The sequence below is a fragment of the Chromohalobacter sp. 48-RD10 genome (assembly GCF_029889785.1).
In the GTDB taxonomy this organism is placed as follows: Bacteria; Pseudomonadota; Gammaproteobacteria; order Pseudomonadales; family Halomonadaceae; genus Chromohalobacter.
In genome coordinates this window covers 1-9,144 of record NZ_JARANX010000036.1, presented here as the reverse complement: position 1 = coordinate 9,144, position 9,144 = coordinate 1, and the positions used below count along the sequence as shown (strand labels likewise).

At 58.0% G+C, this 9,144-nt stretch carries 9 protein-coding genes; all 9 read right to left on the bottom strand.

Features of this window, described 5'->3' with window-relative positions:
• Positions 1 to 349: 349 nt before the first annotated feature.
• Complete coding sequence (gene hpxZ, locus OP496_RS16010; RefSeq protein ID WP_280564795.1) at positions 350 to 772, bottom strand: oxalurate catabolism protein HpxZ; 423 nt, start codon at positions 770 to 772, stop codon at positions 350 to 352.
• Positions 765 to 1,463 carry a cysteine hydrolase gene (locus OP496_RS16005; protein WP_280564794.1) on the bottom strand — a complete coding sequence of 233 codons (699 nt, stop codon included), beginning with the start codon at positions 1,461 to 1,463 and terminating at the stop codon, positions 765 to 767. Before OP496_RS16005 ends, hpxZ begins: the two co-directional genes overlap by 8 nt.
• The gene (locus OP496_RS16000) at positions 1,460 to 2,482 is read right to left on the bottom strand and encodes a formamidase (RefSeq protein ID WP_280564793.1); all 1,023 of its coding nucleotides are present in this window, start codon (positions 2,480 to 2,482) and stop codon (positions 1,460 to 1,462) included. The genes OP496_RS16005 and OP496_RS16000 overlap by 4 nt, the downstream gene beginning before the upstream one ends.
• Positions 2,460 to 3,866 carry an amidase gene (locus OP496_RS15995; RefSeq protein ID WP_280564792.1) on the bottom strand — a complete coding sequence of 469 codons (1,407 nt, stop codon included), beginning with the start codon at positions 3,864 to 3,866 and terminating at the stop codon, positions 2,460 to 2,462. The genes OP496_RS16000 and OP496_RS15995 overlap by 23 nt, the downstream gene beginning before the upstream one ends.
• A gap of 132 nt (positions 3,867 to 3,998) precedes the next feature.
• On the bottom strand, positions 3,999 to 5,288 hold the full coding sequence (locus OP496_RS15990; RefSeq protein ID WP_280564791.1) for a cytosine permease: 1,290 nt from the start codon (positions 5,286 to 5,288) through the stop codon (positions 3,999 to 4,001).
• Between the two features lie 47 nt (positions 5,289 to 5,335).
• Entirely contained in the window at positions 5,336 to 6,031 is a 696-nt protein-coding gene (locus OP496_RS15985) for an isochorismatase family cysteine hydrolase (RefSeq protein ID WP_280564790.1), read from the bottom strand.
• A 20-nt stretch (positions 6,032 to 6,051) separates the two neighbouring features.
• Positions 6,052 to 7,899 carry an allophanate hydrolase gene (gene atzF / locus OP496_RS15980; RefSeq protein ID WP_280564789.1) on the bottom strand — a complete coding sequence of 616 codons (1,848 nt, stop codon included), beginning with the start codon at positions 7,897 to 7,899 and terminating at the stop codon, positions 6,052 to 6,054.
• On the bottom strand, positions 7,896 to 8,726 hold the full coding sequence (locus OP496_RS15975) for a GntR family transcriptional regulator (protein ID WP_280564788.1): 831 nt from the start codon (positions 8,724 to 8,726) through the stop codon (positions 7,896 to 7,898). The genes atzF and OP496_RS15975 overlap by 4 nt, the downstream gene beginning before the upstream one ends.
• Positions 8,727 to 8,855: 129 nt before the next feature.
• The coding region (locus tag OP496_RS15970; RefSeq protein WP_280564787.1) for an FCD domain-containing protein at positions 8,856 to 9,144 on the bottom strand (289 nt) is incomplete at its 5' end.

Genomic DNA, 9,144 nt, shown 5'->3' with positions numbered 1-9,144 from the left:
TCGGTATGGGTGCCGGCCCTCGCTGCACTGGAAGGCTTCGCATGGCTACTCGGCGCCGGCCTGGGCGGGGCGTGCTACTACGTGCTGATGCGCGGACAGATCTCGACGCCTACCGAGGCGACGCACTAAGCAAATGCCGCTACGAAGCCCCCATCGAGACGACAGGGGCTTACGCCGGGGTGCCGCCGAAGATAGCGTACAGATCCGGCGTTTCTTCGGGGGCCTCGGCGATGGAGGTGTTGGCTGTACAATCACCATATCTGGCGGAAGGCGCTGCACCATCAATCATCGATTGCAGCGATAAAAGAATGGCAGGCCAAACGGCTGGAGCCACTTCCCAAGCGGGTAGTCAATCATACGGGGCCCGATAAGTATCTACAATACTACTCAGGTCCACACTGACATGCGCAGCAACTACCTTCCAACACTCTCCAAACCGCACCCATGTTTGCATCTGGCGGCCAATTCGAGATGTTTCTCCATCCTCGAATTCGGTACTGACAGTTGCATAATCTTGACCGAAAGAGGTAATAACAGTATTACGTAACCGACGACCGGGGCCGACAGGCTGGCAGCTTCTGCGATAGGCAGTTATAGCATCGGAACCATAGAGATTCTCAGCTACACCATAGCGTACGGTATGTGGTGATTTCCAAAAATAGGCATCCAGCGTGGACAGTTCGTTGGCTACTAGAGCGCGCTCGTAATCTTCGAACGCCGCCCTGACTTCGGCCACGACCTGAGGCAAATTGATGGCAGTAGTCTCAGTCATGTTCGCTCACCTTATTGTTTTCCTCCTCGTATATAGAGGCCTGCAACGCTACGAGCGGTGCCGTACATCCGACTATGCCACCTTGGGCCACGACCATATCTAACGTCGCTTGTTTAAAAGAAGGGAAATAACTCTCCGTTGCGTTTTCAATCAACAAACAAGCGTAACCCCGATCATTGGCTTCTCGCATGCTTGTCTGGACACATACTTCGGTGGTAACGCCGGCAAATACAAGATGAGTGATGTCCCGGGACGCCAACTTGTCGGCCAACTCAGTAGCGTAGAACATACCCTTTCCCGGCTTATCAATCACCCATTCGCCAGCCATTGGCGCCAATTGCGGAATGATCTGATTACCGGGCTCATCACGAACAAGGATACGTCCCATTGGCCCTGGATCACCAATACATAGTCCTGGTTTACCATGGATACGCTTGGTATGTGGGCAGTCAGACAAATCCGGCAAATGCGACTCGCGAGTGTGCACTACCAACATATTTTTTGCCCGAGCCAATGCCAGTAGGTTTTCCACGTTAGGAACTATCGCCTGCAGGGGAGACACATCATTGCCCAACGCTGCGCCAAAGCCCCCCGGTTCAAGAAAGTCGCGCTGCATATCGATAATGACCAGGGCGGTGCTGACAGGATCGAAGCCAAAAACGTGCGGTTTTGCGTTGACGTGGATCATCATTGTTCTCGCTGCTTGGAGGCTGAGCTATTGCCTGCATAGGTACGCTCTGGAGGCGCAAATCCGCACGATGTGCCGTCGACGACTTTCACATGTTCTTCCCAAGGCAGGCGGTAACGGCCTGCTACCAGGTCCTGCATGTAAGTATAAGGGCAGTCTTTAGCCCCATCTACGACGGCGACATAGCCTCTATGGCCAAACTGATAGATATTATTCTCCACGCCCCAGCCATGACGTGCCTCATCGATGAGATCTGGGCGAATTTCGGAGGTAATGATCTCGTCTGCCAACCCATTACCCTCAATCAAGGGCACACCATCGAAATCGATGACCGAGCCCTCTCCCATCGAATTGAACGTGCCGTCCGAGCCAGCCAGACAGACGTTGGCGGTGGCCATCAAATTGCAAAAGGCATTGGCCTGGTTGGTTATGCGCCAGGCATGGCGAATGGGAGAGGTATAGCCGGCTGTACGCAACGCTACATGGGCGCCCTTGTAAGCGCATTCTCGAGCCATTTCTGGGAACATGCCGTCGTGGCAGATGATCAGTGCCAGTTTGGAGCCGTTGGGACCATCACAGACGGGGATACCTAGATTGCCGGGCTCCCAAGGCTCAACCGGTACCCAGGGGTGGAGCTTGCGGTAGTTGAGACGAATTTCGCCCTGATCATCGATGATCAATCCCGTGTTGTAGGGATTCCCCTCCGGGTTGTACTCCATAATTGAGAAGCAGCCCCATATCGCATATTGACGACAGGCGGCACGAAACTGTGCAACCTCAGGTCCATCGACTCGGCACATCAACTCGTCCCGTGTATCCATGGACAACCCGTGTAGCGAATATTCCGGAAACACTACCAAGTCCATGCCGGCATTTTGCCGGCGTGCCTTGCCCACCATGCCACAGACCTTGCGTGTCTGAAGCGCTAGATCCTCCGGTGTCTCGACGAGAGGCAGCTGCAGTTGAACCATGCCGATGACGACACCGTGACGTGACTTGTTAAGGCCTCCAAGTCCGTTCATATCCAAACTCTCCCGACTGTTGTCCAGTAACGTCACACATAGACGGCCATTTCGAGGCCCATGGAGATGCCTCTTCGTATGCAGCAGCAGCGGCGAGCACACCGGCATCGTCGAGGTGTTGTCCCACCAGTTGCAAACCAACCGGTAGGCCGCTTGGCGTCCAGCCGGCTGGAATGGACGCCGCAGGTTGGCCGGTCATATTGAAAGGGAAGGCGAGCGACAGCCATTGGGTGGACGGCACCATTCGACCGTCGACTTTCTCCGGTCCCTGCATGTGAATCGGGAAGGGTGGCACCGTCAGCGTTGGTGTGATGAACAGGTCGAAGCCCTGCATCATGCGCCACATGCGGTTGCAAAGCGCCTTACGTTCGCGGTTCGCCGCAGTGATGTCCTCGGCGCGCCAAGGACGGTTGAGAAAGTCGACCAGGTGCGGCGACATTTCAGCGCCATGCTGGGCCAACATGGCCCGCATGCCCTCGAGATCACTGTCTCCTGCCACTAGTCCCCAAAAGCTATTGAAGGGATCCTGCCAATCTGGGGTAACGTGTTCTATCTGGCAGTCTAGATCCTGCTCAAACACCTTCAGCGCACGACGTACCAGCTGCCGAACTTCGGGATCGACGGCAACGTAACCGAAGTCCTCGCTAAAGGCGATACGTTTGCCGTGAAAGCGCTGTTTGACAGCGTCCAGCCAGTCGATGTCGTTGGGAATCGAATGGCGATCACGGGGGTCGGGGCCGGCCATAACCGACAGCATCAGGGCACTGTCGCGTACGCTGCGGGTCATGGGACCGAGATGCTCAAGCGTCTCCCAGCTCGACAGGCCTGGGTAGCGCTCGTCACGACAGCCCGGATAGAGCGGTACCCGTCCCATCGAAGCCTTCATACCGAATAGGCCGCAATGCGCCGCTGGAATGCGAACCGAGCCGCCGCCATCACTGCCCACGGCCAGCGGCGTCATGCCAGTAGCTACGCTTGCGCCGGAACCCGCACTAGAACCACCAGGGGTAAGATCAGGGTTCCAGGGATTGCGAGTAGTCTCGAAAATGGGGTTATGGCCCACGCCGCTATAGCCAAACTCCGGTACGTTGGTCTTGCCGACCACGATGGCGCCGGCAGCCTTGAGGCGTTCAACGACCACATCATCTTCATCCGGCACGAAGTCACGGTAGGCGGCTGAGCCACCCGTGGTACGCACACCGCGGGTCGCGACCAGATCCTTCACGGCAACGGGGATGCCGGCCAGAGGGCCGACGTCTTCGCCGCGGGCAAGACAGTTGTCGATGCGCTCGGCATCGGCCAGTGCCTGTTCACCGGTCAGGGTGCAGAAGGCATGTAGCGTACCGTCTAAGGCTTCAATACGCTCTAGGCTCGCCTGTGTCATCTCGCGTGCTGACACCTTCCGGCTGCGGATAAGTTCAAGCCGTGCAACGGCATCTAGCTCCCAAAGCTTTTCCACAGCATTACCTCCTCAATGAATAAACGAGAAATGGTGCATAAATGTCGAACGGGTTATTCATGAGTCGGTGCCAAGCTGCGTGTCTGCCGTACGCGAAACGCTCGCGACATCCAGCAGCCAATGGGCCACGAAACCCGCCACCATGGCCACCACAGCAACCGAAAGCTGGGCGGCCCAGACATTGGCGGCGGTGGCTGCCACAATGGCGGCTCCCCAGCCGCCCATTGCGGCACGCGGGTTGGGTTCGAGTGTCAAGCCATTACGCCAGAAGTGAGCAATGATGACACCGCCAATCCCGGGCACCACGATACCCAGCAGGCTCAACCACTCGATCAGCAGATCCCAGACGCCCGCAGCGGCAGCGACCGTGCCGATGGTCCCGAAGAGGATCGTCATCACCCTGAAGCGACGGCCAGCAATTTCGCTCCAGCCGGTCGCGGCGTTGTACAGGCAGTGCATGGTGACCGAGGCGCAGTTCACCACGAAGAATGCCGCGGCAATTGGCACTAGCCAGCCTGCCTGTCCTGCCACAACGGCAGCAAAGTTGCCGTCGCTGGCCGTACCTGCGGCGGTGACAATGGCGCCCAATATCATTGAGATACCGTTAGCGAGCGGGAAGGCGCTAGCCGTTGCAATCAGCGCATGACGCGGATTCTTGGCCCAGCGGGTAAAGTCAGCCGTCAGCGTGCCGGAGTCGATGAACAGCGAAATCACCATGGTGATGCCGATGCCAATGCTCAGTGCGCTGGCATCCGGACTGCCTGCGAAACTGGTGATGCTCGCCCAATCATGCTGACTAAGGGTAATGGCCACCGCGGCAATACCCATGAGCAAGAAGAAGGGGACTGAGATTGCCCCGACCACGCTAAGCGCACGGACGCCCATCATGGTAAGGGCCGTGAATAATACGCCGGTGACTAGGCTCGATAGGGTCGCTGACCAGCCCAGCATGTCGTGAAGGCCCTGGCCGGCCAGACCGGTTTGCACCGCAAACCAGCCTACTACCAAGGTGGATAAAAAGCCTGACACCAGTCGGGCAGCATTGGGGCCGAATACGCCACGTGAGAGCAGCGAGAAAGAACGTCCGGTTCGTGCAGCCACGGCGCTCTGCGCCCCGACGTAACCAAACAAGATCAAGTTACCGATCACAATGGTAATCAGCGCCGTAGAGAAGCCCAGGGCATTGGTTAACTGGCTGCCCAGAAAGCCACCGGTCACCACGAGCGGAAAGCCGATCCACACCAGCGTCACCGAAAGCAATGAATGACGGCGATGGGCCGGGACCGGTTCGTGCTCGAACTCATTGCCGGAAGCCGGCGGATTATGGGAGTGCTTGGAAGAGTTCATGCCGTTGTCCTCTGTTGTATTTGTCGTGGAATACGCCGGTTATGCGATCAATCTTCGCCCAACGCCGCCAATAGTTGTGATGACGATGCCGTAGCGCCGAAGATGCCGCCTTGCATGTTGATCATGCTGATCGCTGCCTCCTTGTGGCGCTCATCGGTGGCACCGGTACAGTCGGTCAGCATCAGACACTCGAAGCCACGGTCGTTGGCCTCGCGCATAGTGGTGTGGACGCATACATCGGTCGTGATGCCCGCAATGATCAGGTGGGTGCGGCCACAGGTGTGCAGGACATGCTCCAGATCGGTGGCGTAAAACGAGCCCTTACCAGGCTTGTCGATGACGATTTCACCGTCGACAGGAGCCAGTTCAGGAATGATTTCCCAGCCGGGTTCGCCGCGGGTCAACACGCGGCCACACGGGCCGGGCTGACCGATGGCGGCACCGATCTGTTCGCTGCGCCAGAGCTTGTTTGCGGGCAGATCCACCAGCTCAGGGCGATGACCTTCACGGGTATGAATGATCATGGCCTCAGGGTGCTTGCGCAGGGCCACCAGCACGCACTGTAGCGGCTCGACAGGCGCTCGGGTCAGTGACAAGTCATAGCCCATACGGTCGACATAGCCGCCCGGGCCACAAAAATCGGTCTGCATATCGATGACGATCAGGGCTATGCGATCCAGCGGCACCTTGCCATCAAAGGGCCAATGGTAGGGGCTGGCGTCCATGGCAATCTTTCGGGTCATGGAAACACTCCTGTTCGAGGTTAAAGGGAAAGCGTCGTATCGGAAGCGGGCACTGGAGAGTCGCTAGCCTGGGTCTGCAACCACTGCCGCCAGCCGCCGTGATGCGTGATGTCTTGGGTGCCAGCAAGCCCTTCCAAAGCACCGGCAGCGGCAATAAAGCCGCTTACCCAGCGCCCGTCGGCCAGCTCGACCTTGCCGAGCCCCAGCGGTGAAGCGATGCCGGATAGCAGGCTGCCTACGCTCTCAATGGGAAGACGCCAGACTTCAACGTCGATGACGCGGCCGTGGGCGTCGTCGCGCACCATGGCCGGGCGCGCCGGCTCGCCAGGTAGCGCGAGCAAGCGATAGCAGGCAGCACTTTGAGTTCGTGCAACTAAATAGCCGTGTCGATCGGTTAGTTGATGATTGAGTGCTAGGCCCTCCAGATGGGCGCCGCATACGACAAGCTCTAACGTGCCGTCGCTTGCTGGTGGCAAGGCCGTGGGCCGGCTGCGCGGAATATGGGTCGCCCCCAATGGCAGCGCGCTTGATGATTCGAGGGCGCGGCCCACACTGAGTAGAAACAGATCATCGAAGGCCTTGCTAAATAGCGTGACTCCCTGTGGCAATCCTTTAGATAGGCGCACGGGGATCGCCAAAGCGCTGTAGTCCAGCAAATTCATAAAGTTAGTCCAACGACCCAACTGGGAGTTGAGGCCGATGGGGTCGTTGGCCACCTCGGTCTTGGAAGGATGAGTGACCACAGTCGGTGTTAACATCACATCGACTTGGTCAAGCTGAGCATCCGCCAGACGCTTGAACTCGGCCAGCTGGTAATGGCTGTCAAAGGCATCCACTGCCAGCGGTATGCGACCACCTTCAATAATTTCGCGGGTGGCGGGGTGCAACGCCTCAGGTCTCCTGTCGATCAGCTCGCGCACGGCGTGATAGCGCTCGGCTACCCACGGCCCTTCATAGAGCAGGCGGGCCGCTGCCAGCATCGCGGAGCAGTCAATGTCTACACGCTCGCCTCCAAGGGATTCCAGCTCACGAATTGCAATGTTCATCGCCTCGGTGTGCGCCGCGTCGGTTTGCCACTGGGACTCGGGCGGTACACCGAACCGAAACGAGGCTGACGGCTGACCATAGCGTTTGCCGGCAATGGTGAAATCATATGACCGAGACCAGGCACATTCTGGATCGAGGCGGGCCGTGATGTTGAGGATGGTGTGAGCGTCATCAGCGGTCAGGGTAAAAAGACTGATGGTGTCCAACGTGGCACAGGCGGGCACTACGCCACGCTTACTGAGCAGGCCAAGCGTCGGCTTCAAACCAAACAGATTATTGAAACTGGCCGGTACACGCCCGGAGCCCGCCGTGTCAGTTCCCAGTGCAAAGCTGACCTGACCGCTCGCAGTGGCGACGGCCGAACCGCTGCTGGAGCCGCCCGGAATATAAGCAGGATCAAACGCATTATCGGGCGTGCCGTATTCCTCGGGACTGCGTTCGCCTACAAGCCCGGTAGCAAACTGATCGAGATTAGTCTTGCCCATCGGGATGGCGCCGGCCTGGACCAGTTGCTGCACCACGAAGGCGCTTTCCGTGGGGGTATAGGCATAGGCAGAACAGGCGGCCGTGGTCGGAATGCCCGCAAGGTCGATGTTGTCCTTGATAGCAAACGGAATGCCATAAAGAGGCCGGGTCCCGGGGGACTCGCCTTCCAGCCGCCGTAGATAGGGCTCGAGCTGTCCACGTGTAAGGCGTGTAATCCAGGTGGAATCGGCCCCGACGCCCTCCGCATTGCATAGTAATTGGTCGATGAGCATCGCTGGCGTCAATTCACCGGCGCGGTAAGCTTCATGTAGCGCGGTGATGGTAAGATCCATCATTGTTCATGGCTCCTGTGGGCATCCGGCCGTGCATGCGACTCGACAAAGGATTGCGATACGGTGCCTACCGAAAGGACATGGCGGCGTGCAGCCTCGGCAGCCCCATTGGCATCACCTGCCACGATGGCTTCGACGATCGCCTCGTGCTCGATGAAGGAGCGCTCCGGGCGATGGCTAACCTGGAACTGGGTATGGCGAAAAGGCTGTAGCCGGGCTCGGGTCGACTGAGTCAGCTCGATTAAGTATTCGCTACGCGACCCTTCGTAGAGCCGCGAGTGAAACTCATCGTTGAAATCGGTATAGGCGTGAGGCGAATGGCTGTGGCTCAGCGCACGCGAGGATTCGTGCAGAATGCTTAGAGCGCGACGCTCTTCCAAAGTCATGCGCTGCGCACATAAGCCAGCGCATGACGCTTCGAGCTCAGCCATCGCTTCGAACATGCTGAGCAGCCGGGGGTCAGAAATGCATGCAGTTACAACACCCCGGTTGGGACGCCGTTCCACCAGCCCCATCGCAAACAGATGACCAAAGGCTTCGCGGACAGGCGTGCGAGAAACACCAAAGCGGTCGGCAATCGACTTGGCGCTCAAGCGTGTCTCCGGAGGCCATTGTCCGGAGACGATCTCTTCGGACAATACCCGCACCATATCGTCTACCGTGGTGCCTCCTCTCAATAGCGTTCTCTTGTCCGTTACTTTCTCTTTCGTCATCGCCATCATGTCCATGACTCGCATACGTAAAAGTGCATGCACTTTTTTTGCCATGACACAAAAAGCGTAAATAATACAGAAAGTTACTCTCAGACAGGCGGAAATAAATAGCTGCATTTGGCAAAATGCATGCACTTAAACTAGGCAGACGATGCGACTTTCGCACCAAGTTGGAAAGGTGCTTCGGACTCCGCGAGTATTTCAGGTGGCGTTATCGCGAGTCGTTAGGGGAAGGACAGAAGGTCTCTAATCTCGTAAAGAGAAGATAGCGTACAGATCCGGCGTTTCTTCGGGGGCCTCGGCGATGGAGAGCGAGGCTTCGATGGCCTTGAGGTGGCGCTGCATGAAGGCGCGGGCGCGCTCGGCGTTGCCGCTTTCCAGGTGTCGGATCAGTTCATCGTGATCGTGGGATTCGCAGCCGAGATGGCCGGTGTTGCCGTAGACGGCGAGGATCAGCGACGAACGTGAACACAGGCGGCCAACGAACTCGCTGAGCGTGGCGTTACCCGCCAACTCGGCCAGTTGGTTATGAAAG

Coding starts and splice junctions, on each gene's coding strand:
- OP496_RS15995 (WP_280564792.1), bottom strand. CDS start 3,866: ATGACACAGGCGAGCCTAGAGCGTATTGAAGCCTTAGACGGTACGCTA.
- OP496_RS15985 (WP_280564790.1), bottom strand. CDS start 6,031: ATGACCCGAAAGATTGCCATGGACGCCAGCCCCTACCATTGGCCCTTT.
- OP496_RS16005 (WP_280564794.1), bottom strand. CDS start 1,463: ATGATGATCCACGTCAACGCAAAACCGCACGTTTTTGGCTTCGATCCT.
- OP496_RS15990 (WP_280564791.1), bottom strand. CDS start 5,288: ATGAACTCTTCCAAGCACTCCCATAATCCGCCGGCTTCCGGCAATGAG.
- hpxZ (WP_280564795.1), bottom strand. CDS start 772: ATGACTGAGACTACTGCCATCAATTTGCCTCAGGTCGTGGCCGAAGTC.
- OP496_RS15975 (WP_280564788.1), bottom strand. CDS start 8,726: ATGCAGCTATTTATTTCCGCCTGTCTGAGAGTAACTTTCTGTATTATT.
- atzF (WP_280564789.1), bottom strand. CDS start 7,899: ATGATGGATCTTACCATCACCGCGCTACATGAAGCTTACCGCGCCGGT.
- OP496_RS16000 (WP_280564793.1), bottom strand. CDS start 2,482: ATGAACGGACTTGGAGGCCTTAACAAGTCACGTCACGGTGTCGTCATC.